This is a genomic window from Streptomyces sp. NPDC101132 (assembly GCF_044759225.1).
Lineage (GTDB): Bacteria > Actinomycetota > Actinomycetes > Streptomycetales > Streptomycetaceae > Streptomyces.
Map to the genome: position 1 here is coordinate 160,374 of NZ_JBIVYX010000013.1, position 26,295 is coordinate 186,668.

The window sequence follows — 26,295 nt, forward strand, 5'->3', positions numbered from 1 at the left end:
TGCGCGGGCCGTGCGGCGGGGGCTACGAGCCGTGGCCGGAGCGCGGGAGGAGCATGACCGGGCAGAGGGCGTGGTGGACCAGGCTGTGGGTGACCCGGCCGAGGTTGCGGCCGAGTCCGAGGCGCGCCGAGGCCCGGCGGCCGCCCATGACCAGCAGGCCCGCCCGCCCGGAGGCCTCGACGAGGACGCCCGCCACGGAGGAGCTCGACTCGGCGTCGGCCTCGACCGTCAGGCCGGGGAACTCGCCGCGGACGATCTCCGTGAGGTCCATGAGGATCTCGACGTGCCGGGCGGCGGCCTCGTCCATGCCGTCGAGCATGGTGACCATCTGGCCCACGGACTGCAGCGTGTTCCACACGTGCGTCAGGCGCAGGGAGCCCTTGCGCAGCTCGGCCTCGCGAGCGGCGTACCGGGCGCAGGGGAGGTCGTCGGCGTCCCGTACCGCGACCAGGACGGTGTCGTGTTCCGCCGTGGCCTCGGCGCCGCGGACCACGACGACCGGGGTCCTGGCGGCTGCGGCGGTGTCCAGCCCGACGGAGCCGAGCAGGAGCGAGGCGAAGCCGCCGCGCCCGCGGTTGCCGACCACGATGGTGCCGCGCGGGCCGGCCGCGCGGTGGAGGGCGGTGACGGCGTCGGCCTGGCTGAACTCCGTGGTGAGGTGGACGCCGGGGTGTTCGGCCGCGACGGCCTTGGCCGTCTCCTCCAGCAGTTGCCGGCCCTCGGCACGGACCTCTTCGGCGGCCGCGGCGGACAGGTAGGAGCCTCTGAAGTCGGTGTCGGCCGCGTGGACGAGGTGCAGGGGGCGATCGCGTCGTACGGCCTCACCGGCGGCCCAGAGGGCGGCCGCGCGGGCCGGTCCCGAGCCGTCCACGCCGACGACGACGGAGCTGGTGTCCGGGGTGCGGATGGTGTTCTCCACGGCTACTCCCAACCGAGGATCCGATGGGGGACGCCTCCCACGCTGTCACCGGGGGTCCCGGCCGGGGAGGGCCGCCCGGGGCCGCCGCGGGGGCCGAAGGTCCCCATCGGCGGACCCGGGGCGCGGGGCGCGGCCCGCGCCGGGGCAGACGGCGGCGCGCGCGGGCGGGGAGACGTCTGGGCTGCCGGGGGGGTGGTGGGGGGGGGGGGGGGGGGGGGGGGGGGGGGGGGGGGGGGGGGGGGGGGGGGGGGGGGGGGGGGGGGGGGTTGGGGGGTGGGTCAGGCGGCGGGCTGCTGCTGGGTGACGCAGTGGATGCCGCCGCCTCCGGCGCCGAGGTGGTCGATGTTCAGCTGCACCACGGTGCGGCCGGGGAAGAGGCGGGTGAGGGTGGTGCGGGCGGCGCTGTCGGCCGCGGTGTCGCCGAACTGCGCGGAGATGACCGCTCCGTTGCAGACGTAGTAGTTGGCGTAGGAGGCGACGAAGTCCTGGCTGGTGGAGCGGATCTTGTAGTAGTCGGGGCCCTGGAGCCTGGTCACGGCCATCGGGTTGCCGGCGGCGGTGGTCGAGGTGGAGAGGATCCGGTACTGCTGGCGGGCGTCGTTCGCCCAGGCGTCGTTGTCGGAGGCGAGGGGCATCTGGACCAGGCCGGCGCCGGGGGCGAGGAACCGCGAGGTCGCGTCGACGTGGTCGTCGGTGATGTCCTGGCCGGCGATGCCGTCGAACCAGATCACCTTGGAGGCGCCGTAGGCGGCGCACATGGCGGCTTCCAGCTGGGCCTGGGTCCGGCCGGGGTTGCGGTTGGCGTTGATGATGCTGCTGCGGGTGGCCATGAGGGTGCCGGCGCCGTCCTGCTCGATGGCACCGCCCTCGCCGGTGAGTCCGGCCCGGGTGAAGGGCAGGCCGAGGCGGGCGGCGATGCGCTCGGCGACGAGGGCGTCCCGGGTACAGGTCTGGCGGCCGCCCCAGCCGTTGAAGCCGAGGCCGACGGTGTCCAGGCCGCCGGCGCCGTTGGTGCGGAAGACCGGGCCGGTGTCGCGCATCCAGCAGTCGTCGACCGGGATGGTGTCGATGACGGTGACGGTGGAGCCGCACAGCGAGCGGGCCCTGGCCGCGGAGGCGGCGTTGGCCAGCATGATCACCGGCTCATAGCGGGCGATGGTCTTGGCGATGAGGGCGATGTTCGACTGGATGCCGCTGAGCCGGCCCTTCCAGATCGCGGTGCTGTCGGGCCAGGCCATCCAGGTGCGGGTGTGGGGTACGTCCTCCGCGGGGACCGCGAACGCGCCCGCGGCGGCGGGGCCGGCGGCCGGGCGGACCGCGGCGAGGGCCGAGGACCCGGTCGCCGCGGCGGCGGCCGCGCCGGCCGCGGCCAGGCCGGCGGCGGCGAGGAACCGCCGCCGGTCGAGGGAGCCGCCGTCCGGGGTGGGGGGATTCGTCGGACGCTTCATCTGAACTCCAGTCAACTGCCCGTCAGGGTAACGGGGTTGGCGGAGAACGTATAACTGGCCAAGCGCTCGGTCAATGAGTTGGGCACGACTCCCTCCCGGCGGATTCCGCGGCCGTCGGCCCGACGGGCCGGCCGGGCCGCGGTCCACCGGATCACCCGGCCTCCGCCGCCCCGATCCCCCGGCGCCGGGCGGCAGTTACTGTTGGCCCATGCCGACCCGCGTGAAGCAGCAGAGCCCCGCCGCCGAGACCCCGGCCCCCCGGCAGACCCGGGCCGCCCGGGCCGAGCAGACCCGCTCCCGGCTGGTCGCGGCCGCCCGCACACTGCTCGCCGGCGACGGCGCCGGACGGTTCACCACGCGGAACGTCGCGGCCCTGTGCGGGGTGTCGCACGGGATGTGCCACTACCACTTCCAGGACCGTACGGACCTGATCGTGGCCGTCGTCGAGGACATGCGCCCGCAGTGGATCGAGCCGCTCGCCGCGGCCGTGGACGCGCCCGGCACGTTCGACGAGCGCGCGGACCGCGTGATCGCCCTGCTGACCCGGCCGGAGAGCCCGGACCTGGCCCACCTCCACTCGGCCCTGCACTGGCTGGCGCTCAACGACGAGCGGGTCAGGGAGAGCCTGGAGGCGGAGTACGGGCGCTGGCGCGCCTGCTTCGTCCGGCTGTTCCGGGTCCTGGCCGACGAGCGCGGGGGCGTCGAACCCGGGCCGCTGGGCGAGGCGTTCGCGGCCGCGGTGGACGGCCTGGCCGCCATCGAGTCGCTCGGCTCCGCGGTCGGCGCCGAACACGTGCTGCGCACGCTGATGGCCGCCCTGGCCCGCCCCGCCGTCTGATCCTCCACCGCCCGCGGTGGTACCGGGCTCACGGATCGGCCGGGGCCGCCCGCACCTCGGAGGCCGGGGAAGCCGCGGCAGCCGCGGCGCGGGTGCGGTGCTCGACGCGGGTGCCCGCGACCACGGTCACGGTCAGTCCGGCCGCGATGATGGCCTCCGCCCAGAAGAAGGCGACGTAGTCGATCAGGGAGCCGATCGGCGGTGCGCCGGGCGCCGCGTTGCGCATCCCGACGAGCGCGAAGAGGGTCGCCGCCATCCAGCCCAGGGACGGCCACACCAGCCCCTGGCCGCCCCGGTAGAGCACCTCGGCGCCGGCCAGCACGGCCAGGGCCAGCGCCCACATGGCCGCGATCATGAACCAGGCCAGGATGAAGGTGCTGCGCGTCCTGGTGACCCGGGCCTCCATCAGCGTCGTTCCGGAGTCCGTGAAACCGCTGGTGGGGCGGACGAGGAAGAACGCGTCCGCGTCCCCGAAGACCAGCCCGACGGGCACGCTGCGGGCGCCGTCCTTCGCCGAGAAGGCGGCCTGGACGCCGTACCGGTCGAAGGGGTAGTCGGTGACGGTGCCGTCGTACAGGTTCGCCTGCACGAGGAGGGGGGCGGCCGCCCGGCCGGGGGTGGTCCGCAGCACCGTGGTCTTGGCCGACTCGACGGTGATCTCCACCTCGCGGGCGAAGGCGCCCGTCTCGGGGTCCGCGGCCAGGCGGCCGTGCGGGACGGGCACCACGTAGAGGTTCAGCTGCTGGGCGGCGGCGTCGACGTCCTGCGAGGTGATGTCGAGCTCGACCCAGTCGCGGGCGGCGGGCACGGCCAGTTCACGGGTCTGCTGCCGGGTGTTGCGCTCGTTGAGGTAGAGCCCGATGCCCGTGCCCACCAGGACCGCGAGCAGCACCGCGACGAGCGTGAAGCGGCTGCCGGCCAGCCTGCGGCGCAGGCTCACGAGGGGCCGCCGGACGCCGCGGGCTGCTGCTGGGTGGCGCAGTGGATGCCGCCGCCCCCGGAGGCGATGGCGTTGATGGAGACCTGGGTGACCTTCCGGCCGGGGTGGAGTTCGCCGATGATGCCGGCGGCCCGGGCGTCGGCGGCCCGGTCGCCGAAGCGGGGGACGACGACTCCGCCGTTCACCACGTAGTAGTTGAGGTAGCTGGCGAGGAAGTCCTTGCCGGCGCCGTCGATCAGGTCCAGGTCGGGCTCGGGGAGGTCGACGACCTCCAGGTGGTTCCCCTGCGCGTCGGTGGCCTCGTTGAGGACGACGTACGCCTGGTCCGCGGCGGTGGTCCAGACGTCGGGCGGGCTGTCGGGGTGCGGCTGGTGGAGGACGACGACACCGGGTTCGGCGAACCGGGCCAGGGCGTCGACGTGGGCGTCGGTGATGTCCTGGCCGGCCACCCCCTTGAGCCAGATCACCTTCCGGACGCCGAACAGCTGCTTGAAGGCGGACTCGATCTGGTCGCGGCTCTTGCCGGGGTTGCGGTTGGCGTTGACCCAGCAGCTCTCGGTGGCCATCAGGGTCCCGGCGCCGTCCACCTCGATCCCGCCGCCCTCGCCCGTGATGGGCGCCGCCACGCGCGGGATGTCGTAGCGCTCCAGCAGCCGGCGGGCGACCTGGGAGTCGGCACCGTGCACCTGCTTGCCGCCCCACCCGTTGAAGTGGAGGTCCACGCCCTGGAGCCCCTGGGGGCCGGTCACGAAGGTGGGGCCGGTGTCGCGGGTCCACAGGTCGTCGACGGGCAGCTCGACGACCTCGACCGAGGATCCGCAGGCCCGGCGCGCGGCCGCCGCCTGGCCGGGGCGGGCCATCAGCACCACCGGCTCGAACCCCGCGATCGTGCGGGCCAGTCCGGCGATGTCCTGCCGGACGGCCGGGAGCTGGTCCCCCCACACCTCTTCGAGGGCCGGCCAGGACATGAACGTACGGGTGTGCCGGGCCGATTCGGCCGGCATGGCCTGTCCGGTCGCGGCCGGCACCGCGCCCGCGGAGGGGGTGCCCCGGCCGGTGCCCTCGGACGGCCCGTCGGACCCGTCCCCGCCCGGTGCCGAGCAGCCCTCGATCAGGGCGAGCGCGGCCAGGACGGCTCCGGACCGCAGGACGGAGCGGCGGTTCGGGGTGCGGTTGCCCATGGCGGCCTCGATCTCGTTCCGGGTGGGTGCTGCGGGGCGTGATCCGGGACAGTACTGACGGCACGCACGGGCGGCGGCGCGGCGCGCGCCGCCGTCCGGGCGAATCGGCGTACGGGCGGAGGCGGGCCGGCGGGCCGGCTACAGGGCGCGGCGCGACGCGGCGATCCCGCCGGGGTCCCAGCCCGGCCGGGGTACGGACGCCAGCAGCAGGCGCGTGTACGCGTGCCGGGGGTCGGACAGGACCTCGGCGGTGGGCCCGGACTCGACGATCCGGCCGTGCCGCATGACGACCACCTCGTCGGTCACGCACCGGACCACGCCGAGGTCGTGGGTGATGAACAGGTAGCCGACGCCGGTCTCCTCGCGGATGTCGGCGAGCAGGTTCAGCACCTGGGCCTGGACGGACACGTCGAGGGCGGCAACCGCCTCGTCGAGCACCATGACGGCGGGTTCGACGGCGAGGGCGCGGGCGATGGCCACGCGCTGGCGCTGTCCGCCGGAGAGCTGCCGGGGCAGGGCGTCGGCGGCGCGGGTGCCGAGGCCCACCTGGTCGAGGAGTTCGGCGATGCGGCGGGTGTGGTCGGTGCCGGGGAAGTGCAGGCGGAGGGTTTCGCGCAGCACCCCCTCGACGCTGGTCCTCGGGTCGAGGGAGAGGTAGGGGTCCTGGAAGACCATCTGGACCTCGCGGGCGCGGGCGAGGCGGCCGGCCCGCCCGCGGGCCCGTTCCCCGCGGTCCCGGCCCCGGACCCGGATCTCCCCCGCGTCCGCCTCCTCCAGTCCGACGACGATGCGGGCGGTGGTGGTCTTGCCGGAGCCGGATTCCCCGACGATGCCGAGCGATCCGCCGGCGGGCAGGGTGAAGGAGACGTCGTCGACGGCGCGTACGGTCCCGAAGTCGCGGCGCAGTCCGGTGACCTCCAGGACGTTCTCCGTGCTGACGGCCGGGGGTGCGGGGGTGCGGGCCCCCGGGGTGGGGGTGGCCTTACGCACGGGCGGCGCTCCCTTCGAGCTGGTCGCTGTGGTGGCAGGCCGCCAGGTGGGCGGGGCCGGAGGGCGCGGGTTCGGGCGCGGGGGCCTGCTCGTGGCAGCGGGCGGTGGCGTACGGGCAGCGGGCGGCGAAGGCGCAGCCGGTGAGTTCCTGCCGCAGGTCGGGCGGCTGTCCGTCGATGGCGGCGAGGCGGCCGCCGGGGCCGTCGAGCCGGGGTGTGGAGGCGAGGAGCGCGGCGGTGTACGGGTGGCGGGGGCGGGCGAAGAGGGCCTCGGCGGGGCCGGTCTCGGCGATCCGGCCGGCGTACATGACGTAGACGCGGTCGCTGATGGCGGCGGCGAGCCCGAGGTCGTGGGTGACGAACAGCAGGCCGGTGCCGAAGCGTTCCCGCAGCCGGTCGAGGAGCGCGACGACCTCGGCCTGGCTGGTGGCGTCGAGGGCGGTGGTGGGCTCGTCGGCGAGCAGCAGGGCGGGGTCGCCCATCAGCGCGGCGGCGATCACGACGCGCTGGAGCATGCCGCCCGAGAGCCGGCCGGGCCGTCGGCGCAGGACGTCGGGGCCGAGGCCGACGGCGTCGAGGAGCTCGGTGGCGCGGGCGGTGGCCTGGGCGGCGGTCAGGGTGCCGGTGAGGCGGGCGCTTTCGGTGAGGAAGTCGCCGATGCGGCGCAGGGGGTTGGTGGCGGCGCGCGGGTCCTGGAAGACCATGGCGGCCGTGCCGGTGCGCAGGCTCCGCAGTCGTGCGGCGTCCATGGTGAGGACGTCGTGGCCGTTGACCAGGACGCGGCCGGAGGTGGTGGCGCCGGGCGGGAGCAGGCCGAGGGCGCTGCGGGAGGTGAGGGTCTTGCCGGAGCCGGATTCGCCGACGAGGGCGACGGTCTCGCCGGGGGCGACGGTGAGGTCGACGCCGTCGAGCACGGGCCGGGCGGTGCCGGGCAGGTCGAGGCGGAGCCCCTGGATGTCGAGTGCGTTCATCGGTCCCTCCTGGCGACCCGGTCGGCCCAGCGTTCGCCGACGACGTTGAAGGCGACGACGGTCAGCACGATGGCGGCGCACGGCAGGACCGCGGAGAGCGGGTAGCCGTGCTGGACGGCGGTCTGTCCGTCGAAGACCATGCGGCCCCAGTCGGGGGTGAGGGCGGGGACGCCGAGCCCGAGGAAGGAGAGGCCGGCCAGGTCCATGAGGGCGTAGCCGAAGTTGATGGCGGCCTGGGCGAGGACGACCGGGGCGATGTTGGGGACGACGTGCCGCAGGCAGATGGAGAGGGCGGAGTGGCCCTGGACGCGGTAGGCGGCGACGTACGGCCGCTCGCGTTCGGCCAGCACCAGGGAGCGGGTCAGCCGGCTGACGTAGGGGAGGTAGGCGATGGCCAGGGCGAGGACGGGGGCGAGCAGGCCTTCCCCGTACACGGAGACGATCAGGATGGCGAGCAGCATGCCGGGGAAGGCGAAGACCAGTTCGGTGCTGCGGGAGAGGACCGAGTCCAGCCAGCCGCCGCGCCAGGCGGCGGCGACGCCGATCGCGACCCCGGCGAGGGTGGAGAAGGCGACGACGCCGAGGGGGCCGAGGAGCGAGGTGCGGGCGCCGACGAGCAGCCGGGAGAGGGTGTCCCGGCCGGCCGCGTCCACGCCGAGGGGGTGGTCCGCGGAGGGGGCGGCGAGGGCCTGGCCGAGGTCGACGGCGTTGGGGTCGTGGGGCGCGAGCCAGGGGGCGAACAGGGCGCCCGCCACGATCAGGGCGGCGAAGCCGAGGCTGAGCAGGTACAGCGGTGCGCGGGGGGCCCGGAGGCGGGTGAGGGCCGGGCGGCGGGTGAGGGCGACACTCATGCGCCGTTCCCCTTCGGTCCGAGGGTGACCCGCGGGTCGACCAGGGGGTGGAGCAGGTCGACGACGAGGTTCACGGTCATGAACAGGGCGACGATGATCAGGGAGATGGCCTGGACGGTGGGGAAGTCCTTGGTGGTGGTGGAGAGTTCCAGGAGCTGGCCGATGCCGCCGATGCTGAACGCGGTCTCGACCAGGACGGTGCAGACGAGCAGCGTGGAGACGATGAGGCCGCCGGTGGTGAGGACGGTGCCGAGGGCGTTGCGGAAGACGTGGCGGCGGATGACGTGGTGCTCGGGGACGCCGCGGCTGCGGGCGACGGCGACGTGCTCGCTGTCGAGGGCCTCCAGCATCGCGGAGCGGGTGACCCGGGCGAGCATGCCGATGAGGTAGAGGGCGAGGGCGACGGCCGGGAGGGTGAGGTGCCAGAGCATGTCGGTGAAGCCCTCGCCGGCGCCGCTGCTGGGGAACCAGCCCAGGCGTACCGAGAAGAGTCCCTGGAGCAGCACGGCCGCGACGAAGGAGGGGGTGCCGACGGCGAAGGTGGTGGTGACGAGGATCGTCGCGTCGGTGCGGCCGCCGCGTACGGCGCCGGCCCAGCCGAGGACGAGGCCGGCGAGCACGACCACGAGCAGGGCCATGGCGACCAGGGTGAGGGTGGCGGGGAGCCGGTCGGCGAGGAGTCGGGAGACGTCGGTGCGGTAGGTGATGGAGCGCCCGAAGTCGCCCTGGAGGACCTGGCCGAGCCAGCTGAGGTAGCGGACGCCGAAGGGCTCGTCGAGGTGGTACTGGTCGTTGACCGCCTGCAGGGCGGCCGGTGAGGCCGACCGTCCCGACAGGAGGAAACTCGCCGGGTTGCCCGGCGCCAGGTACATCGCGCCGAAGACCACGAACGAGGCGCCGAGCAGGGTGGCGGCCATCTCGAGGAGCCGCCGGGCGGCGAATCTCAGGAAGTTCACCGTGCGGCCCCCACGGCGGCGGCCCACGGGGCGTACATGTAGGAGATGGAGGTCGGGGCGCCGGTGATCCGCTTGTTGAGGAAGACGGAGCTGGGCCATTCGGCGACCGGTATCCACAGGAGCTGGTCGGAGGCCGTCTTCTGGAGCCTGGCCTCGATGGCGCCGCGCCGGGCGGGGTCGTAGGCGGCGACGGCCTGCTCGACGAGGGTGTCGTACTCCTTGCTGCTGTAGCCGGCGAAGTTCTGGTAGGCGCCGGTCTTGAAGTTGGTCAGCAGGTCGAGGGGGTCGGTGATGGAGTCGTAGTAGGTCTCGGGGAACATGTCGAGGCCTTCGCGCGCCTCGGGGTCGGTGAAGAGCGAGGTGAAGGCGTTCGGGGCGATGGTCTTGAGGCGTACGTCGAGGCCGATCCGGGCGCCGGCGTTCTGGACGGCGGTGGCGAGGAGGGAGACGTCCTGGCCGATGGTGCTGGTGGCGATGGTGAGGGTCTGGCCGGTGGCGCCGGCCTCCTTGACCAGGGCCTTGGCCTTCTCGATGTCCTGGGTGGTGGGGGTGAGGCCGGTGAAGGCGTCCTTGCGGACGTCCTCGGGGAAGCCGGCCCACACGGCCTTGGTGGTGAGGGAGCCGGTGACGGTGCCGGCGCCGGCGAGCCCGGCCCTGACGAAGCCGGAGCGGTCGAGGGCGAGGGAGAGGGCGCGGCGGACGCGGACGTCCTTGAGGGGGCCGCGCATGCTGGTGACGTTGACGTTGACGGTGCTGAGGCCCTCGCCGAAGTAGAGGGTGCCGACGCCGCTGGCGCGGAGCCGGGCGTAGCTCTCGGTGGGGATGAGGAAGCCGCCGTCGACCTCGCCGCTGAGCATGGCGTTGGTGCGGGCCGAGGGGTCGGTGAGGAAGCGGAACACGGCCTTGGCGGACTTGGCCCTGGTCCCCCAGTAGCCGTCGAAGCGGGTGAGCTCGATCGACTGGCCCTTGTTCCAGGTGCCGAGCCGGAAGGGGCCGGTGCAGGCGAGGCCTCCGGAGGTGCCGTAGTCCTGGCCGGCGGCCTCGACGCCCTTCCTGGCGGCGACCACGCCGGCGGCGGTGGCCATGTACTGGGGGAACTGCGAGTCGGGCTTCTTGAGCTTGACGGTGACCTGGAGCGGGCCGGTCTTGGTGACCGAGGCGACGTTCTCGAAGACCTGGGCCCAGGCGGCGGCGTTCTGGGGGTTCGTCTGGCGGCCGAGGCTGTAGACGACGTCGTCGGCGGTCATGACCGCGCCGGTGTGGAAGCGGACGCCGGAGCGGAGGTCGTACACCCAGGTGGTGGGGTCGGGGTTGGACGCCTTCTCGGCCAGGCCCGGGGCCGTGGTGAGCTCGGGCGTCCACCGCATCAGGCTCTCGCACACGTTGGAGAGGATGGTGTTCTGCGGGTAGTCGAAGGCCGCGATCCAGTCCAGCGTGGGCGGCTCGGCGTAGAGGGCCCACGTGAAGGAGTCGATGTCGCCCTTCGCCGGCGGGGTGGTGGGCGAGAGGGTGACGCCGGTCCCGCCGGCGGTGGTGCCGGTGCCGGGCGGGCCGGAGCAGGCGGCGAGGAGCGCGAGGGAGGAGAGCGCGGCGCCGGCGAGGGCGAGGCGGCCGCGGCGGGCGGTGCGTCTCGGGCGTGCTGGGGCGGAGGAGGGCATCGGGGCTTCTTCCGTTGGGCGTCGTCGGGCGGGCGACGGAGGGTGAGGGGCGGCCGGCCTCGGCTCAGGCGGAGGGCCGGCCCGCGGGGAGCTGCTGGGTGATGCAGTGGACTCCGCCGCCGCCGTAGGCGATGGCCCGGGCCCGTACCCCGACGACTTTCCGGTAGGGGTGGGCGGCGGCCAGGACGGCGAGGGCGCCCTCGTCCTCGGGGTGGTCGGCGACGGGGACGACGATGCCGCCGTTGGCGATGTAGTAGTTGAGGTAGCTGACCTCGACGTGCTGGCCGTCGACCTCGACGAAGGCGGCCTGCGGGATGTCGGTGATCTCGAAGGGGCGGCCCTGGGCGTCGGTGCTGTGCTCCAGGACGGTGCGGTTGGCGCGCATCCGTACGTAGTCGGGGTGGGTGGGGTCCTCGGGGAGGTGGACGACGACCTTGCCGGGGGCGGCGAAGGCGCACACGCCGTCGACGTGGCCGTCGGTCTCGGTGTCGAGCAGGCCGCCGTACGGCAGCCAGATGATCTTGGTGACGCCGAGCCGGGCCTTCAGCTCGTCCTCGATCTGCTCGCGGCTCATCGAGGGGTTGCGGTTGGGGTGCAGGAGGCACTGCTCGGTGGTGATCAGGGTGCCCTCGCCGTCGACGGTGATCGCGCCGCCTTCGAGGATCATCTCCGAGCGGACCGCCGGGACACCGAGGTGGTCGAGCAGCAGGGCGCCGACCCGGTCGTCGGAGTCCCAGGGCTGGTGCTTGCCGCCCCAGGCGTTGAAGCGGAAGTCCACGCCGGCCCGGCGGCCGCGCTCGTCGAGGATGAAGAGGGGCGCGGAGTCGCGGAACCAGGAGTCGTCCATCGGCAGCTCGACGACCGTGACGCCCTGGTCACCGCAGAGGGTGCGGGCCTCGTCGCCGTGGCCGGGCGGGGCGACCATGGTGACCGGCTCGAACTCGGCGATGGCGCGGGCCACCTGCGCGTACTCCTGCTTGACCTCGTCGAGGACCTCGCCCCACAGGTCCGGGCGGGTCGGCCAGGCCATCAGGCAGCCTTCGTGGGCGGCCCACTCGGCGGGCATGCGGAAACTCACTGCGCTTCTCTCTTCCTGTTCGGGTGGTGATGGCGGCCGGCTCAGCCGGCGGGCGGCACGACCGGCTGCGACTGGGTGGCGCAGTGGATGCCGCCACCGCCGCTCGCGATGTTGTCGATGTTGATCTGGACGACGTCCCGGCCCGGGTACGCGGACCGGAGGATCGCGTACGCGGTGGAGTCCGCGTACGAGTCGCCGAAGTGCGGCACGAGGACGGCGCCGTTGGCGGTGTAGTAGTTGGTGTAGCTGGAGAGGAACTCGCTGCCGGTGCCGCGGATCAGCCGGCGGTCCGGTCCCGGCAGCTCGGTGATCTTCAGCGGGCGGCCCTGGGCGTCGGTGGCGCTCTGCAGGACGCGCTTGGTCTCCTCGTAGACCGCGACCCACTGGGCGGCGGTACGGGGGCCCGGCGCGTCCAGCATCACGTGGCCGGGGGCGACGAAGCGGGCCAGGCAGTCGATGTGGCAGTCGGTGATGTCCTGCCCGGCCAGGCCGGGCACCCAGATGACCTTGTCGATGCCGAGGGAGGACTTGAGGGCCTCCTCGACCTGGGCCTGGGACATGCCCGGGTTGCGGTTGGCGTTGACGAGCGAGCTGACCGTGGCGAGCAGGGTGCCCTCGCCGTCGGTCTCCAGGGAACCGCCCTCGCCGACGAAGGGGGCCCGGATGCGGTCGACCCCGTACTCGGCGAGCAGGGCGGCGGCCGCCACGGCGTCGTTGGCGAAGGGCTGCCAGTACGTGGTGCCGGTCTTGCCCCAGCCGTTGAAGTTGGTGTCCACCCCGGCGACGGCGCCGGGGCCGACGACGAAGGTGGGACCGAAGTCGCGGATCCAGAGGTCGTCGTTGGGGATCTCCAGGACCGTGATGCTGTGGTACGCGCCGCCGCCGCAGGCGTAGCGGGCGTCGGGCGCCTGGCCGGGGCGGGCCAGTACGACGACGGGCTCGTAGCGCGAGATGCGGTCGGCGACGAGGGCGATGTCGTCGCGCACGCCCCGCAGCCGGGTGCCCCACACGGAGGTGAGCGCGGGCCAGGCCATGAAGGTGCGGACGTGCCTGGCGTCCTCGGCCGGCATCCGGAGCCGCACTCCGGAGGGGGCGGTGGCGGCGGCCGCGGCGGTGGGCGCGAGCGCCCTGCCGAGGGCGAGGGCGGGGACGGCGGCGGCTCCGTAGCGGAGCAGGCTCCGGCGGGTGGTGTCCGGCAGGTGCATGGGAGGTCTCCCCGGGATGAGGGTGGGAGGAGGGGTGTGGTGTGCCGCACATACTGCTCTGAACTGAAAATTCAGTCAAGGTCTTGATGGGCCATGGGTGGCCGTGGAGACAAAAGAGCAGGTCAGAGCGACAAAGCGAAGACAACGCACGGGGCGATCACGGCCACAACCAGCCCTTTTGGCTGGTCACGCCCTGAAGTGGGTCACTGACAATCTGATCAGGAAATGAGGTCCAGGGCGCCGGATCCGGCTAAGGTGGGCTCTCGTGTCAGACCGTCGAACAGAAATACTCAAGGCCGCGACGCGCGTCATCGCGCGACGTGGCGTACGGGGACTGCGGGTGGGGGAACTGGCGGCGGAGGCCGGGGTCTCGACCTCGCTGATCTACTACCACTTCACCGACCGGGCCGGGATCCTGCACCGGACCCTGGAGTTCATCGGCGACCGCGCCGACCGCTACACGGCCGCCTCGCGCAGCACCGCCGACGGGCCGGCCGATCCCCGGCACGAACTGGAGCAGATCCTGCTGCTGGAGCTCCAGGACGACGCCGAGGTGCGCGAGAACAGCACCGCCTGGGGGGAGTTGAGGGCCAGCGCGGTCTTCGACGCCGAGCTCCGCGCCGACCTGGCCCGGGCCACGCACACCTGGGTGCACGAGATCGCCGAGCTGTTGGGGCGCGCCAACCCGGCGCGGACCGCCCCCGAGCACGCGGCCGCCGCCGAGCGGCTGACCGCACTCCTGGAAGGGCTGAGCGTCCGCTGGCTGAGCGGATCGCTGCCCCTGGAACACGCCAGGCGCCTGCTCGCGGAGGCGGTCGAGGCCGAACTCGGCCGCCCCGGCCGGTACGCGGGACCGGCCGGGGCGTGACCCGGCGGCGGGGACCCGTACGCGGGACCGGCCGCCGCTCGGCGAATTGCTCGGCGGACGTGCCCGGAGCAAGCGCTGGGCGGAAGTGCTCAAAGGAAGTAGAGCCGGCCGAGCGGCACCGAGTCGGCCGGCTCGGAGCTGACGGAGGCGCCGTCGAGGAAGACGGCCCCCGTCCGGTGGTCGACCTCGACCAGGCCCGTCCGGGCGTTGCGCACCATGTCGCGCGGCCCGATGCCGCGGGTGCCGCCGACCGCGACCCGCCGGCGGCGCGTGGCCATGGCGTCGTACGGGCGCCCCGCGGAGCCGGACTCGGCCGCCGCCCGGCTGACGAACGCCACGGACAGGTCGGCGGCCGTGGCCCCGTACCCGCCGAACAGCGGCCCCATCACGAGCGGCTGGCAGTTCTCGGTGGCGGCGTTCGGGTCGCCGGTCACGCCGTACGCGGGGAAGCCGGCCTTCAGCACCATCTGCGGCTTGGCCCCGAAGTAGGCCGGCCACCACAGCACGATGTCGGCGAGCTTGCCGACCTCGATGGAGCCGACCTCGTGCGAGAGGCCGTGCGCGATGGCGGGGTTGATGGTGAGCTTGGCGATGTAGCGCAGCACGCGCTCGTTGTCGTCGTCCGGCCCGTCGCCGTCCAGGGGGCCGAGTTCGGCCTTCATCTTCCCGGCCACCGCGAAGGTGCGCCGTACGGTCTCCCCCGCACGGCCCATGCCCTGGGCGTCGGAGGAGGTGATGCCGATGACCCCGAGGTCGTGCAGGACGTCCTCCGCACCCATCGTGCCCGCCCGGATGCGGTCCCGGGCCATCGCGGCGTCGCCGGGCAGGTCGGTCTTGAGCCCGTGGACCGAGACGATCATCCCGTAGTGCTCGGCGACCGCGTCCCGGCCGAAGGGCAGCGTGGGGTTGGTGGAGGAGCCGATGACGTTCTCCACGCCGGCCATCTTCAGCACGTTCGGGACGTGCCCGCCGCCGCAGCCCTCGATGTGGAACGCGTGGATCGTGCGGCCTTCCAGGACCGCGAGGGTGTCCTCCACCGACAGGCACTCGTTCAGCCCGTCCGTGTGCAGGGCGACCTGTACGTCGTGCTCCTCGGCCACCCGCAGCGCCGTGTCCAGTGCCCGGGTGTGGGCGCCCATGTCCTCGTGGACCTTGAAGCCGGAGGCGCCGCCCTCGGCCAGCGCCTCGACCAGCGGGGCGGCGTCGGAGGAGGAACCGCGGGCCAGGAAACCGATGTTGACCGGCCACGCGTCGAAGGCGTTGAAACCGTGCCTCAGCGCCCAGGGCGAGTTGACGCCCACACCCCACGCCGGCCCGATCTCCTGGCCGATGATCGTGGTGACGCCGGAGGCCAGCGAGGCCTCCATGATGCGCGGGGACATCAGGTGCACGTGGGTGTCGATGGCGCCGGCGGTGGCGATCAGGCCCTCGCCCGAGACGATCGTGGTGCCGGTGCCGACCACCACGTCCACGCCGTCCATGGTGTCCGGGTTGCCGGCCCGCCCGATGGAGGAGATGCGGCCCTCGCGGATGCCGATCGACACCTTGCGGATGCCCTGCCGGGCGTCGATGACGACCACGTTGCTGATCACCATGTCGCAGGTCTCGCGCACGGACGCGGCCCTGAGGTGCATCCCGTCCCGGGCGGTCTTCCCGAAGCCCACCAGGAACTCGTCGCCCGGCGCCTGGGCGTCGGACTCGACGCGGACGACCAGGCCGCTGTCGCCGAGCCGTATCCGGTCCCCGGCCCGGGGGCCGTGGACGGCCGCGTACTCCCGCGGGTCGATGCTGCTGCTCAACTCCGGGCCTCCTGCCCGTCGGGGGCCGCACCCAGGTAGCCGCAGGCCGCGGCGCGGCGCAGCGCCTCGGCCTTGGCTCCCGGTGCGTCCAGTGGACCGTCGACCAGCCCGGCGAAGCCGATCGCGATGCGCGCGCCGCCGATCGGCACGAGCGGGACCTCGACCGTCGCCCCCGGGTCGAAGCGCACCGAGGAGCCGGCGGGCACGGCGAGGTGGGTGCCGTAGGCGGCGGAACGGTCGAACTCCAGGCGGGGGTTGGCCTCGAAGAAGTGGAAGTGCGAGGTGACCGAGACGGGCACGGGGGCGGTGTTGCGGACGCGTACGGTGTGCGTCGGCTCGGGGTCTCCGGCGGGGTCGGGGGCCGGCAGCACCGCGCCCGGTGCCCGGTCCGCCGCGGTCGCGTGCGCCGGGTCCGCCGGGCCGGCCGCGTGCGCCGCCTCCGCCGCCCCGAAGGGGTCGGCTATCACGGCGAGCCGGCTGCCGTCGTCGAAGACGGCCTCCACGTTGATCTCGGTGAGGACGTCCACGACGCCGGGGAGCACGTCGTCCGGTCCGAGTACGGCGCGTCCGCGGGCGACGGCCGCGGCCAGCCGGGCGCCGTCGCGGGCCGCCTCGCAGACGGTGTCGGCGATCAGCGCGGTGGCTTCCGGCAGGTTCAGGCGCAGGCCCCGCGCGTGGCGGGACCGGGCGAGCTCGGCGGCGGTGAACAGCAGCAGCCGATCGCGTTCCGTGGGGGTCAGCTGCATGCCGCGCTCACCCGGAGACGGCGGGCAGGTCGTGGGTGGCGCAGTGGATCCCGCCGCCGCCGGCCGCGATCGCGTCGATCCGTACGGAGACGATCTCGCGGTCGGGGAAGTGCTCCTTCATCACCTCGCGGGCGTGGTCGTCGGCCCGTTCGTCGCCGAAGCGGGGCAGGTAGACGCCGTTGCTGCCGATGTAGAAGTTCATGTACGAGGAGACGAAGGCGTCGCCGGTGCCGGTGATGAGGTCGGGGTCGGGCTGGGGCAGCTCGATGACCTCGATCCTCTTGCCGCGGGCGTCGGTCGCGTCCTTCAGCACGCGCTTGGCCTGGTCGGCGGAGCGGGACCAGACGTCGGCCGGGGTGCCGGGGAAGGCCTTGTCCAGGAGGACGACGCCCGGCGCGACGAACCGCATCAGGCAGTCGACGTGTGCGTCGGTGATGTCCTCGCCGCGGACGCCGGCCAGCCAGATCACCTGGGTGACGCCGAGGGCCGCCTTCAGCTCGGCCTCGATGTCGTCCCTGGTCATGTCCGGGTTGCGGTTGTCGTTGACGAGGGAGCTCTCGGTCAGGACCAGGGTGCCGAGCCCGTCGGTCTCGAACGAGCCGCCCTCGGCGACGAGCGGGGTCTCGATCCGCGCGATGCCGTACTCCTCCAGGAGGGTGCGGGCCACCTTGCCGTCGTTGGGGTGCGCCTGCTTGTCGCCCCAGCCGTTGAAGTTGAAGTCGACGCCCTTGACCTTGCCGCCCTCCTCGACGAAGACGGACACGGTGTCGCGCGCCCACAGGTCGTCCACGGCCAGCGGGATCACCTCGACGTCCTCGCCGCAGGCCTGCTGGGCCCCGACGTCCTGGCCGGGCCGGGCCATCAGCGTGACGGGCTCGCGGGCGGCGATGGCCGCGGCGAGGGAGGCGATGTCCTTGCGTACGGCCGGCAGGTCCTCGCCCCACACGTCCTCGGACGCGGGCCAGGACATGAAGGTGCGGGTGTGCTTCTCCCACTCGGCGCCGAGCCTGCGTCCGCCGTCGGAGCCGGTGCCGGCGGAGGGGTCGGGGCCGGCCTCGGCGCCGCCCTGCGGGTCGTCGCAGGCGGTGAGGCCGAGGGCGAGGGCGCCGGCTCCGACGCCGGCGAAGGTGCGCAGCAGCGTGCGTCGGGACAGGGGGGAGCGGGACAAGGAGGTCCTCCGGTGGGAAGGCGGAACGGGGGCAGGGCGAAGGGGGGAGGGAAGCCGGCGCCGAGGCGGGGCACGGCGGGGCCGAGGGGCGCACGGCAGGGCCGCGGGGCACGGCCTAGGCCTGGGGCTCCTGCATGGTGGAGCAGTGGATGCCGCCGCCCCCGCCCATCAGGCGGTCGACGTCGAGCTGGACGACCTCGCGGCCGGGGAACGCGGCGGCGAGCGCGCGCCGGGCGGCCTCGTCCTTGGCGCGGTCGCCGAACTGGGCGGTGATCAGGGCCCCGTTGACGAGGTGGAAGTTGAGGTAGGAGTCGACGAACGTCGACTTCTTCGACCGTACGGTGTCGGGGCCGTCGACCCGGATGACCCGCAGCCGCCGGCCGCGGGCGTCCGTGGCCCTGGAGAGAAGGGCGAACTGCTCGCGGGCGTCGCGGGCCCACACGTCGTCACGGTCCTGCGGCGGCAGCTGCACCATCACCACGCCGGGGCGGACGAACCGGGAGGTGACGTCGACGTGGTCGTCGGTGATGTCCTTGCCCTTGATGCCGGGCAGCCAGATCATCTTGTCCGCCCCGTACGCGTCCAGGACGGCGTCCTCGATCTCCGCGCGGCTCATGCCCCGGTTGCGGTTCTTGTTGACCAGGCTGCTCTCGGTGGCCATCACGGTGCCGTCGCCGTCGGTCTCGACCGCGCCGCCCTCGCCGACGAAGTCCGCGTAGGTGAAGCGCAGGCGCCGACGGCGGGCCACCAGCTGGGCGACGCGGGCGTCGTCGGCGTACACCTGCTTGCGGCCCCACCCGTTGAAGTTGAGGCCGACGGCGTCCACTCCCCCGCGGCCGTCGCGCCGGAAGACGGGGGCGGTGTCGCGCATCCACAGGTCGTCGGTGGGGATGTCGGTGGTCACGTCGACGTCCGGTCCGCAGGCGCTGCGTGCCTGTGCGGCGCTGTAGTCGTCGGGCGCGCACATCACCACGGGCTCGTAGCGGGCGACGGTACGGGCGATCAGGGCGATGTCCCGCTGGACGCCCGGCAGCTGCCGGCCCCAGACCGACTTGCGCGAGGGCCACGACATCCAGGTGCGCAGGTGCGGCACGTCGTCCGCGGGCACCCAGGGCCGGGAGCCGCGGGGGCGGGGCGCGGGGGCGGCCGGGGAGGTGCCGAACGCCTGCGAGCCGAGGGCGAGGCCGGCCGCGCCGAGCCCGGCGGCGCCGAGGAGGCGGCGGCGGGAGGTCAGGGCCGCCCCGAACAGCCGGTCGGTGAGGGAGCGCTCGTCACGGTGTGCCGTCATGGGATCTCCAGATCAAGTGTCGCGTGGCGGGCCCAGACTGGCACTGACTGAAAAATCAGTCAAGTTCCGGATCGCGGGTACGCCAGTGGTGCGATCCGCCCCTGCGTGCGGCCGCGCACGGCAGCGCCCGGGGTACCGGGCGTCGTCCGGCACCCCGGGCGCTGCCGGGTGTCTCCTGGTGTTCCGGGGGTGGCCCTGGCCGGGTCAGCGGCCGAGCCGCTCCACCTCCGCCTCGATGGCCTCGGACATGAGGGCGCGGGCGTGGGCCAGCGGCAGGCTGCCGCTGAGCCAGCGCACGCTGAGCCCTTCGAGCAGGGCGGTCAGGCGCTCGGCGGCGCCGGCGAGCACGGCGGCGGAGTTCATCGGCCGCACCTGCCCGAGCAGCTCGGCGATCTCCTGCACCCACACCAGAGTGGCCCGCGCCAGGTCCTCGCGCAGTGCGTCGTCGAAGACCGCGCTGGCCCGCAGTTCTCCCCAGGCGGCGCTGTTCTCCCGTACCTCGGGGGTCTCCTGGAGCTCCAGCAGCAGCGTCTCGTCCAGTTCCTCGCGGGGGGTGAGGGGCTCGGCGTCCGGGTCGCGCTCGGTCGTGTACCGCTCGGCGCGGTCGTTGATGAACTCGAGCGTCTGGCGCAGGATTCCGGTGCGGTCCTTGAAGTGGTAGTAGATCAGCGCGGTGGACACGCCCGCCTCCGCGGCGAGCTCCTCCACCCGGAGTCCGCGCACGCCCCTGCGTGCGATCACCCGCGCGGCGGCTTCGAGGATCGATGTTTTACGACTGGACACGGTCCCCCACCCTACTCACTGCGCCGAGGATCGGCACCTCCCCTTCCTGACCATTCACTCAGGCCACGAAGCGCCCGGCCATCCATGGCCTGACCAGCAGATATCACAGGCCGGCCGCCGCGATCGGCGGCCGCAGGCGCTCCGCGCGACGCCCCGGTGGCCCCCCACCCTGACGCTCTCTATAAACTGCGCCGCATGCCCGCACAGCGACCCGACGGAACGCTCACCCCCACGTTCCAGCCCCTGACGGCCGACGACCCCGCCGAGGTCGGCGGCTACCGCCTGCACGCCCGTCTCGGCGCCGGCGGAATGGGCCGGGTGTACCTGTCGTACACGCGGGGCGGGCGTCCGGTGGCGCTCAAGGTGGTGCGTCCCGAGCTGGCCGAGGACCCCGAGTTCCGGCAGCGGTTCGCGCAGGAGGTCGCCAGCGCGCGGCTGATCCACGGCCTGTACACCGCCCAGGTGGTCGACGCGGGGGTGGCCGACGCCCTGCCCTGGCTGGCCACCGCCTACGTGCCCGCGCCCTCGCTCCACCAGGTGGTCCGGGAGCACGGCCCGCTGCCCGAGCACTCCGTACTGCTCCTGGTGGCCGGCATCGCGGAGGCCCTGGGGGCCATCCACGCGGCCGGCGTGGTCCACCGCGACCTGAAGCCGGCCAACGTGCTGCTCGCCTCCGACGGCCCGCGGGTCATCGACTTCGGCATCGCCCGGGCCGCGGACGCGGCCGCCCTGACCGGTGCCGGGCTGCGCATCGGCTCCCCCGGCTTCATGGCCCCGGAGCAGGCCCTCGGCCGCGCGGCCACGCCGGCGACCGACGTGTTCGCGCTCGGCGCCCTGGCCGCGTACGTCGCCTCCGGCACCCCGCCCTTCGGGCACGGCCCGGAGTCCGGTGCCCTGTACCGGGTCGTGCACGAGGAGCCGGACCTCACCGCCCTGCCGCCCTCGCTGGCCGGCCTGGTCCGCTGGTGCCTGGCCAAGCAGCCCGGGGACCGCCCGACGCCGGCACGGCTGATCGAGGCCGTGCACGGTCACCCCGTCCTGGGCGGGCAGCTGCGCTTCGCCGAGGGCTGGCTGCCCGAGCACCTCGGGCCGGCGCTCGTGCGGCACGGCGAGCTGCCCCACGCGCCCGCGCAGGACCCGACCGTGCGGGCCGTCACCGCGCCGCACGAGGCGCCGACCGCCGACGGCCCGTCCGTACGCCCGCCGGCCCCGCGGCAGGCCCCGGGGCCCGCGCCGCGCGCCGCCGCCCGCCGTGCGGCGGGCCGGGGCCGGCGCCGCGCCCTGGCCCTGGCCACGGCGGTGGCGCTCGCCGCGGGCGCGGGCGCCGCGTACCAGGTCCTCGGCCCCGGTTCCGGGCGCGCCGCCAACGCCGGTCCGCGGACGCCGTCCGGGAGCGGCCCGGCCGGCACCCCGCCGGGCACGCGGGGCCCGTCGCCGGCCGCCTCCGGGACCGCGGCGCCCGCGCCCGCGGCACCGCCCGGCTACGGCACGGTGTACACGGGGGCGCGGCTGGTCTCCCCCGACCAGAGCTACGAGTTCGACCTGGAGACCGGGCGGGTCGTGCCCGACGGGACCGCGGAGTGGTTCCTCGGCCGGTCGGAGGGCGAGTTCGTGCCGGCCGACGACAACGACGCGTACGCCGCACCGGACGCCCGCCTCACCCCGGCAGGCTGCCTGGAGGGCCTGGACACCCGGCCGGTCACCACCCTGGACCTCGCGGAACTGGTGGGCCGGTCCTTCTGCGTCCGCGGGGACGGCGGCCGGGACCTGGCCGTGGTCCGCGTGCTCGCGGCGGACCCGGACGACGGCCCGGTGAGCATCGGCGTGGACCACTACCGCGCCACGGGCGAATAGCGCGCGGGCGGAACCCGGCCTGCCGGGCGGACCCCAGCCGCACCCCGGCCACACTCCGGGAGGAGCCCGGCCGCCGCACGGGCGGCGCCACGGCCGCCGCGCGCGGAGCCCGGCAGAAAACCGGTGGAGCCGGGATCCCGGGTGGGGTTAGCGTGCTCCCGCCCGCAACACCCGTTGGAGGAGATGCCGTTGTACTCCGTGTGAGACCCCCCGAGCGCTGATCCGTCGCGCGTCGCACCACCGGTGCGCCGTGCCCCTTTCCGCTGCGGTCTTTCTCACTGGAACCGGTGCATCTCCTTGTCACAGAACCGGGTGGCGGTCGCCACCTTCCTCCCCAGCTCCTTCTCCTTCGCCCTCCGCCGCTGCCCCGCCTGCGCGGTGCGGCTCGAGCGCGCGGACTCCCCGCGCCACTCCGGCCGGCCGGCCTGGCAGTCGCCGTACGGCCCGCCGGCGCGCCGGACGCGACGCGGCCGCTGGGCGCCCCGGCCCGTGCGGGCCGGCAGCCGCGCCCGGGTGCGGCGCGGGCACGTCTGCGGGCGTTCCGACGTGTGACCGGCGACGGCCCCGGCCCTCCTGGGCCGGGGCCGTCGGCGCGACCGGACCACCGGCTTACGACAGGGCCCGCCACGCCGTGACCAGGGCCTCGCGGAACGCGGCCGTCTGATCGGCGGTCAGATCGGCGACCATCCGCTGCTCCAGCGCGCGGGCCGGGCCGGCGTACTCGGCCAGCAGGGCGCGCCCCGGACCGGCGAGCAGGATGAGGCGCTCGCGGCGGTTGGCGGGGTTGGGCTCGCGGCGGATCAGGCCGCGGCCCTCCAGGGCGCGGACCATGTCGGCCATCGACTGGGCGGTGACGAAGGAGTCGCGGGCGAGCTGGGCGGCGGAGATGCCGTCGTGCCGCTCCAGCACCGTGAGGGCGGTGTACTGGAGCGCCGTGATCCCGGCGGGCCTGAGCAGCTCGTCGAGCCGGGCGCGCACCGCCAGCTCCGTCCTCTTGACCAGGTAGAGCAGCGAGGTGCTCACGTCCGTCCTCCCGTGGCGGCGGTCCGCGGCGGCGGCCCCTCCGGCCGCCCCCGCGTGCGCCGCCGCGGCGGCGGCACGCCCCCACCCTAGGCCATTGACAGGAATCCTGTCGGTTCTCCAGACTGCGTTCATCAGGATTCCTGTCGATTGCGCCGCCTGGTGGCGTCACTCCGGCAGATCCCCCTCCACCCCTTACACGAGGTACCTCTCATGGATCTTCAGGGCAAGGTCGCCGTCGTCACCGGCAGCGGGCGCGGTCTCGGACTGGCCTACGCGCAGGCCCTCGCCGCCGCCGGAGCCGCCGTCGTCGTCAACGACGTCGACCCGGCCGTCGTGGACGCCGCCGTCGCCTCGATCACGTCCGCAGGCGGCACGGCCACCGGTGTGGTCGCCGCGGTGGGCGACGGCGAGGCGGCCCAGCGGCTGGTGGACACCGCGGTCACCGCGTACGGACGCCTGGACGTGCTCGTCACCAACGCCGGCATCCTGCGCGACCGCGTGCTGTGGAAGATGACCGACGACGACTTCGACGACGTCGTCCGCGTCCACCTCCGCGGCACCTTCACCTGCGCCCGCGCGGCGGCGGTCCGCATGCGCGAACAGGGCACCGGAGGCCGGCTCGTCCTCATCTCCTCCCCCGCCGGACAGCGCGGCAACTTCGGCCAGACCAACTACGCCGCCGCGAAGGCCGGCATCGTCGCCATGGCCCGCACCTGGGCCATGGAACTGGGCCGGGCCGGCATCACCGTCAACGCCGTGGTTCCCGTCGCCGCCACCGAGATGACCAGGACGATCCCGGCCTTCGCACCCCTGATCGAGGAGTCGGAGCGTACCGGCGACCCGCTGCCGGACTGGCTGCGCAGGGACGAGGGCCTGGGCACCGTCGAGGACGTCGCCGCGCTGGTCACCTTCCTGGCCTCGGACGACTCCGCCGGGGTGACCGGTCAGGCCATCGGCATCGGCGGCGACCGTCTCGCCCTGTGGGCGCACCCCAAGGAGAAGGCCGTCGCCTTCGCCGACGGCGGCTGGAGCGCGGACGCCATCGCCGCCGAATGGCCGGTCGGCGTCGGGGCCGAACCCGAGACGTACGGCATCCCCGCGCCCCAGGCTCCGGAGGCGTGACGTGGCCGGACCCGCGCACGACGGCACCCCCGCCCCGGACCCCGTCCCCGCTCCCGCTCCCTCTCCTGCTCCCGCCCTCGACCTCGACCTCGACCGCATCACCGCCATCGACGTGCACACGCACGCCGAGGTCTCCCAGGACGGCCACGGGGCGCTGAGCCCGGAGCTGTTCGGCGCCTCCGAGAAGTACTTCAAGGCCCACGGCCACCGGCAGCCGACCATCGACGAGATGGCCGCCCACTACCGGGAGCGCAGCATGGCGGCGGTGGTGTTCACCGTCGACGCGGAACACGCCACCGGCCATCCGCGCATCGCCAACGAGGAGGTCGCCGAAAGCTGCGCCGCCCACCCCGACGTGCTGATCCCGTTCGCCAGCATCGACCCCCACAAGGGGCGGGCCGGCGTGCGCGAGGCCCGGCGGCTGGTGGAGGAGCACGGCGTCCGCGGCTTCAAGTTCCACCCCAGCATCCAGGCGTTCTCGCCGAACGACCCGCTCGCCTACCCGCTGTACGAGGCCATCGAGGAGCTGGGGGTGCCCGCCCTGTTCCACACCGGGCAGACCGGCATCGGCGCCGGAGTCCCGGGCGGCGGGGGCATCCGGCTGCGGTACTCCAACCCCATGCTGGTCGACGACGTCGCCGTCGACTTCCCCGAACTGCGGATCATCCTGGCCCACCCGTCCTTCCCCTGGCAGGACGAGGCCCTGGCGGTGGCCACCCACAAGCCGCACGTGTACATCGACCTGTCCGGCTGGTCCCCGAAGTACTTCCCGCCGCAGCTCGTGCGGTACGCCGACACCCTCCTCCAGGACAAGGTCCTCTTCGGGTCCGACTACCCCGTCATCACCCCGGACCGGTGGCTCGCCGACTTCGCGGCGCTCGACATCAGGCCCGAGGTCCGGCCGAAGATCCTCAAGGAGAACGCCGCCCGGCTGCTCGGGCTCCGCACCGACTGAAGGAACCGCTCGTGTTGAACCAAGGCATCGGCTCCTGGCCCGCACGCCGGGCCCGGAAGACCCCCGACCGGACCGCCGTCGTCCACGACGGCCGGACGTCGACCTACCGCGACCTGCACGGGCGGGTGCTGCGCCTCGCGCACGCCCTGCGCGCGCTGGGGGTGGCGCGGGGCGACCGGATCGCCTACCTCGGCCCCAACCATCCGGCGTTCCTGGAGACCCTGTTCGCCGCCGGGACGCTGGGGGCGGTCTTCGTGCCGCTCAACACCCGGCTCGCCGCCCCGGAACTGGCGTACAACCTGGCCGACTCCGGCAGCACCGTCCTCGTCCACGCAGCCGAGCACGCGGAGGCGGCCCGGACCGCGGCGGCCGGGGCGGGGGTCCGGCACCGGATCGCGGTCGCCGAGCAGGGCGGGGAGGACGCGCTCGGGTACGAGGAGCTCCTCGCCGGCGCCGGGGCGGCCGGGGCGGGACCGCTGGACGAGGCCGTGGCGCCCGAGGACCCGTGCATGATCATGTACACCTCGGGGACCACGGGCCGGCCCAAGGGCGCCGTGCTCTCCCACGCCAACCTCACCTGGAACTGCCTCAACGTCCTGGTCGACACCGACCTCGCGGGCGACGAGGTGACCCTCGTCGCGGCCCCGCTGTTCCACACCGCGGGCCTCAACATGACCTGCCTGCCCACCCTGCTCAAGGGCGGCCGCGTGGTCCTGCTCGGCGCCTTCGACCCCGACCGGGTGCTGGACCTGGTCGAGGAGCTGGGCGTCACGTACATGTTCGGCGTCCCCACCATGTACGACGCCATGGCCGCCCGGCCCCGGTGGGCGACCGCGGACCTGTCGAGCCTGCGCACGCTCAACTGCGGGGGCGCCCCCGTCCCCGCCCGCACCATCGCCGCGTACCTGGACCGGGGCCTCGCCTTCAGCCAGGGCTACGGCATGACCGAGGCGTCCCCCGGGATCCTCTTCCTGGACCGGGAGCAGGCCGCGGCCAAGGCGGGCTCCGCCGGGGTGCCGCACTTCTTCACCGACACCCGGATCGTGCTCCCGGACGGCCGCGACGCCGGGCCGGGCGAGCGCGGCGAGATCCTGGTGCAGGGCCCGCACGTGATGACCGGCTACTGGGGGCGGCCCGAGGACACGGAGGCCGCCTTCGCGCCCGGGGACGAGGGCGCTTCCGGCGGGCGCTGGCTGCGGACCGGCGACGTCGCCCGGCTGGACGGGGACGGCTACGCGTACGTCGTCGACCGCGTCAAGGACATGTTCGTGTCCGGCGGCGAGAACGTGTACCCGGCCGAGGTCGAGGACGTGCTCCTCGGTCATCCCGCGGTCGCCGAGTGCGCCGTCTTCGGCGTGCCCGACCCGGTCTGGGGCGAGGTCGGCCGGGCGGTCGTCGTCCTGCGGCCCGGCGCCCGGGCCGACGAGACCGAGCTGCTCGGCCACCTGCGGGGGCGGCTCGCCAAGTACAAGGTCCCCAAGTCCCTCGTGCTGGCCGGGGACCTGCCCCGCACGGCCTCCGGGAAGATCCTCAAGCCCGCCGTGCGCGACGCGTACGCGGCCGGTCCGGACGGCCGTCCGCGCGCCTGACCCACCACCACGACCCGTCACCCGCGGGCGGCGTCCGGCGCCGCCCGCGCCACCGGAAGGAACCTC

Annotated in this window: 24 protein-coding genes; 7 read left to right on the forward strand and 17 right to left on the reverse strand. The window is 74.3% G+C overall.

The features are described from left to right. Positions 1 to 22: 22 nt before the first annotated feature. Entirely contained in the window at positions 23 to 919 is an 897-nt protein-coding gene (locus ACIQUR_RS27420) for a universal stress protein (RefSeq protein WP_403669498.1), read from the reverse strand. Positions 920 to 1,197: 278 nt separating this feature from the next. Then, a complete protein-coding gene (locus ACIQUR_RS27425; RefSeq protein ID WP_403669501.1) occupies positions 1,198 to 2,367 on the reverse strand; it encodes an agmatine/peptidylarginine deiminase in 1,170 nt (389 codons plus the stop codon). A 208-nt stretch (positions 2,368 to 2,575) separates the two neighbouring features. On the opposite strand from ACIQUR_RS27425, the gene ACIQUR_RS27430 reads away from it, so the two are divergent. After that, on the forward strand, positions 2,576 to 3,205 hold the full coding sequence (locus ACIQUR_RS27430; protein WP_403669504.1) for a TetR/AcrR family transcriptional regulator: 630 nt from the start codon (positions 2,576 to 2,578) through the stop codon (positions 3,203 to 3,205). Between the two features lie 28 nt (positions 3,206 to 3,233). Here ACIQUR_RS27430 and ACIQUR_RS27435 read toward each other — a convergent pair whose 3' ends face one another. From ACIQUR_RS27435 to ACIQUR_RS27475, 9 genes are all read right to left on the reverse strand, one after another. Then, positions 3,234 to 4,145 (reverse strand): DUF4436 family protein, encoded by a 912-nt coding sequence (locus ACIQUR_RS27435; protein ID WP_403669507.1) that lies wholly within the window; start codon positions 4,143 to 4,145, stop codon positions 3,234 to 3,236. Further along, the gene (locus ACIQUR_RS27440) at positions 4,142 to 5,326 is read right to left on the reverse strand and encodes an agmatine deiminase family protein (protein WP_403669509.1); all 1,185 of its coding nucleotides are present in this window, start codon (positions 5,324 to 5,326) and stop codon (positions 4,142 to 4,144) included. The genes ACIQUR_RS27435 and ACIQUR_RS27440 overlap by 4 nt, the downstream gene beginning before the upstream one ends. 138 nt (positions 5,327 to 5,464) lie before the next feature. After that, a complete protein-coding gene (locus ACIQUR_RS27445; RefSeq protein WP_403669512.1) occupies positions 5,465 to 6,316 on the reverse strand; it encodes an ABC transporter ATP-binding protein in 852 nt (283 codons plus the stop codon). Further along, the gene (locus ACIQUR_RS27450) at positions 6,309 to 7,286 is read right to left on the reverse strand and encodes an ABC transporter ATP-binding protein (protein ID WP_403669515.1); all 978 of its coding nucleotides are present in this window, start codon (positions 7,284 to 7,286) and stop codon (positions 6,309 to 6,311) included. The genes ACIQUR_RS27445 and ACIQUR_RS27450 overlap by 8 nt, the downstream gene beginning before the upstream one ends. Continuing rightward, the gene (locus ACIQUR_RS27455; RefSeq protein ID WP_403669518.1) at positions 7,283 to 8,137 is read right to left on the reverse strand and encodes an ABC transporter permease; all 855 of its coding nucleotides are present in this window, start codon (positions 8,135 to 8,137) and stop codon (positions 7,283 to 7,285) included. The genes ACIQUR_RS27450 and ACIQUR_RS27455 overlap by 4 nt, the downstream gene beginning before the upstream one ends. Beyond that, positions 8,134 to 9,093, reverse strand: coding sequence for an ABC transporter permease (locus tag ACIQUR_RS27460; protein WP_403669520.1), 960 nt, complete (start codon positions 9,091 to 9,093; stop codon positions 8,134 to 8,136). The genes ACIQUR_RS27455 and ACIQUR_RS27460 overlap by 4 nt, the downstream gene beginning before the upstream one ends. After that, positions 9,090 to 10,751 (reverse strand): ABC transporter substrate-binding protein, encoded by a 1,662-nt coding sequence (locus ACIQUR_RS27465; protein ID WP_403669523.1) that lies wholly within the window; start codon positions 10,749 to 10,751, stop codon positions 9,090 to 9,092. The genes ACIQUR_RS27460 and ACIQUR_RS27465 overlap by 4 nt, the downstream gene beginning before the upstream one ends. A 64-nt stretch (positions 10,752 to 10,815) precedes the next feature. Continuing rightward, positions 10,816 to 11,817 (reverse strand): agmatine/peptidylarginine deiminase, encoded by a 1,002-nt coding sequence (locus tag ACIQUR_RS27470; RefSeq protein WP_403669525.1) that lies wholly within the window; start codon positions 11,815 to 11,817, stop codon positions 10,816 to 10,818. A 53-nt stretch (positions 11,818 to 11,870) separates the two neighbouring features. Further along, positions 11,871 to 13,034, reverse strand: coding sequence for an agmatine/peptidylarginine deiminase (locus tag ACIQUR_RS27475; protein WP_403669528.1), 1,164 nt, complete (start codon positions 13,032 to 13,034; stop codon positions 11,871 to 11,873). A gap of 265 nt (positions 13,035 to 13,299) precedes the next feature. Here ACIQUR_RS27475 and ACIQUR_RS27480 point away from each other — a divergent pair, with 265 nt between their 5' ends. Continuing rightward, positions 13,300 to 13,902 (forward strand): TetR/AcrR family transcriptional regulator, encoded by a 603-nt coding sequence (locus ACIQUR_RS27480; protein WP_403669531.1) that lies wholly within the window; start codon positions 13,300 to 13,302, stop codon positions 13,900 to 13,902. Positions 13,903 to 13,991: 89 nt separating this feature from the next. Here the strand turns inward: ACIQUR_RS27480 and ACIQUR_RS27485 are convergent, their stop codons facing one another. From ACIQUR_RS27485 to ACIQUR_RS27505, 5 genes are all read right to left on the reverse strand, one after another. Beyond that, on the reverse strand, positions 13,992 to 15,689 hold the full coding sequence (locus ACIQUR_RS27485) for an urease subunit alpha (RefSeq protein WP_403669690.1): 1,698 nt from the start codon (positions 15,687 to 15,689) through the stop codon (positions 13,992 to 13,994). Positions 15,690 to 15,697: 8 nt separating this feature from the next. Then, positions 15,698 to 16,447, reverse strand: coding sequence for an urease subunit gamma (ureA, locus tag ACIQUR_RS27490; protein ID WP_403669533.1), 750 nt, complete (start codon positions 16,445 to 16,447; stop codon positions 15,698 to 15,700). A 7-nt stretch (positions 16,448 to 16,454) separates the two neighbouring features. Continuing rightward, on the reverse strand, positions 16,455 to 17,615 hold the full coding sequence (locus tag ACIQUR_RS27495; protein WP_403669536.1) for an agmatine/peptidylarginine deiminase: 1,161 nt from the start codon (positions 17,613 to 17,615) through the stop codon (positions 16,455 to 16,457). A 115-nt stretch (positions 17,616 to 17,730) separates the two neighbouring features. Then, positions 17,731 to 18,903, reverse strand: a complete 1,173-nt coding sequence (locus ACIQUR_RS27500; RefSeq protein WP_403669538.1) for an agmatine/peptidylarginine deiminase — start codon at positions 18,901 to 18,903, stop codon at positions 17,731 to 17,733. A 204-nt stretch (positions 18,904 to 19,107) separates the two neighbouring features. Continuing rightward, positions 19,108 to 19,686: a TetR/AcrR family transcriptional regulator gene (locus ACIQUR_RS27505; protein WP_403669541.1), complete on the reverse strand. Its 579-nt coding sequence runs from the start codon at positions 19,684 to 19,686 to the stop codon at positions 19,108 to 19,110. A gap of 195 nt (positions 19,687 to 19,881) precedes the next feature. Between ACIQUR_RS27505 and ACIQUR_RS27510 the strand changes: the two genes are divergently transcribed. Then, complete coding sequence (locus tag ACIQUR_RS27510) at positions 19,882 to 21,540, forward strand: serine/threonine-protein kinase (RefSeq protein WP_403669543.1); 1,659 nt, start codon at positions 19,882 to 19,884, stop codon at positions 21,538 to 21,540. A 297-nt stretch (positions 21,541 to 21,837) separates the two neighbouring features. Continuing rightward, positions 21,838 to 22,092, forward strand: a complete 255-nt coding sequence (locus tag ACIQUR_RS27515; RefSeq protein WP_403669546.1) for a hypothetical protein — start codon at positions 21,838 to 21,840, stop codon at positions 22,090 to 22,092. 57 nt (positions 22,093 to 22,149) lie between these two features. Here the strand turns inward: ACIQUR_RS27515 and ACIQUR_RS27520 are convergent, their stop codons facing one another. Then, complete coding sequence (locus tag ACIQUR_RS27520) at positions 22,150 to 22,563, reverse strand: MarR family winged helix-turn-helix transcriptional regulator (RefSeq protein WP_403669549.1); 414 nt, start codon at positions 22,561 to 22,563, stop codon at positions 22,150 to 22,152. A gap of 210 nt (positions 22,564 to 22,773) precedes the next feature. On the opposite strand from ACIQUR_RS27520, the gene ACIQUR_RS27525 reads away from it, so the two are divergent. From ACIQUR_RS27525 to ACIQUR_RS27535, 3 genes are all read left to right on the forward strand, one after another. Then, complete coding sequence (locus tag ACIQUR_RS27525; protein WP_403669552.1) at positions 22,774 to 23,685, forward strand: SDR family oxidoreductase; 912 nt, start codon at positions 22,774 to 22,776, stop codon at positions 23,683 to 23,685. A gap of 97 nt (positions 23,686 to 23,782) precedes the next feature. Beyond that, entirely contained in the window at positions 23,783 to 24,640 is an 858-nt protein-coding gene (locus ACIQUR_RS27530; RefSeq protein ID WP_403669693.1) for an amidohydrolase family protein, read from the forward strand. A gap of 11 nt (positions 24,641 to 24,651) precedes the next feature. Next, a complete protein-coding gene (locus ACIQUR_RS27535; protein WP_403669555.1) occupies positions 24,652 to 26,229 on the forward strand; it encodes a long-chain fatty acid--CoA ligase in 1,578 nt (525 codons plus the stop codon). Positions 26,230 to 26,295 lie beyond the last annotated feature (66 nt).

Coding starts and splice junctions, on each gene's coding strand:
- ACIQUR_RS27525 (WP_403669552.1), top strand. CDS start 22,774: ATGGATCTTCAGGGCAAGGTCGCCGTCGTCACCGGCAGCGGGCGCGGT.
- ureA (WP_403669533.1), bottom strand. CDS start 16,447: ATGCAGCTGACCCCCACGGAACGCGATCGGCTGCTGCTGTTCACCGCC.
- ACIQUR_RS27470 (WP_403669525.1), bottom strand. CDS start 11,817: ATGCCCGCCGAGTGGGCCGCCCACGAAGGCTGCCTGATGGCCTGGCCG.
- ACIQUR_RS27430 (WP_403669504.1), top strand. CDS start 2,576: ATGCCGACCCGCGTGAAGCAGCAGAGCCCCGCCGCCGAGACCCCGGCC.
- ACIQUR_RS27510 (WP_403669543.1), top strand. CDS start 19,882: ATGCCCGCACAGCGACCCGACGGAACGCTCACCCCCACGTTCCAGCCC.
- ACIQUR_RS27450 (WP_403669515.1), bottom strand. CDS start 7,286: ATGAACGCACTCGACATCCAGGGGCTCCGCCTCGACCTGCCCGGCACC.
- ACIQUR_RS27425 (WP_403669501.1), bottom strand. CDS start 2,367: ATGAAGCGTCCGACGAATCCCCCCACCCCGGACGGCGGCTCCCTCGAC.
- ACIQUR_RS27455 (WP_403669518.1), bottom strand. CDS start 8,137: ATGAGTGTCGCCCTCACCCGCCGCCCGGCCCTCACCCGCCTCCGGGCC.
- ACIQUR_RS27500 (WP_403669538.1), bottom strand. CDS start 18,903: ATGACGGCACACCGTGACGAGCGCTCCCTCACCGACCGGCTGTTCGGG.
- ACIQUR_RS27465 (WP_403669523.1), bottom strand. CDS start 10,751: ATGCCCTCCTCCGCCCCAGCACGCCCGAGACGCACCGCCCGCCGCGGC.
- ACIQUR_RS27440 (WP_403669509.1), bottom strand. CDS start 5,326: ATGGGCAACCGCACCCCGAACCGCCGCTCCGTCCTGCGGTCCGGAGCC.
- ACIQUR_RS27475 (WP_403669528.1), bottom strand. CDS start 13,034: ATGCACCTGCCGGACACCACCCGCCGGAGCCTGCTCCGCTACGGAGCC.